Source organism: Mesorhizobium sp. M4B.F.Ca.ET.143.01.1.1 (genome assembly GCF_004792275.1).
Lineage (GTDB): Bacteria > Pseudomonadota > Alphaproteobacteria > Rhizobiales > Rhizobiaceae > Mesorhizobium > Mesorhizobium abyssinicae.
Genome location: NZ_SRSR01000267.1, coordinates 1 through 311, shown reverse-complemented (window position 1 = coordinate 311; position 311 = coordinate 1). Strand labels below are relative to the sequence as shown.

Here is a 311-nt window from a genome sequence, read left to right as displayed (position 1 = left end):
CGCGCAGGCCCCGGCCGCAACCGCGCCGGCGGCGTCTGCCCCGGCGGCGGCGCCGGCTGCAACGGCACCGGCAGCTACGGATCAGGCTTCGGCTCCCGCGACCCAGAACGCCGCCGCAGACGAACCGAAGATCGCCGTCGAGGCGGTTGAGATCGACGGCGGCAAGATCTTCGTCGCCGGCACGGCCGATCCCGGCCGCAAGGTGCGCGCCTATGCCGACGCCATCCTGCTCGGCGATGCCAAGACCTCGGCCGATGGGCATTTCCTGATCGAAGCGACGCGCGATATTCCGGTCGGCAGCTACACCATCC

1 pseudogene is annotated in these 311 nt (G+C 71.4%); it reads left to right on the top strand.

Annotated features, from left to right (window positions below):
- Positions 1–311, top strand: a pseudogene (locus tag EN786_RS36930) (peptigoglycan-binding protein LysM); the annotation flags it as partial.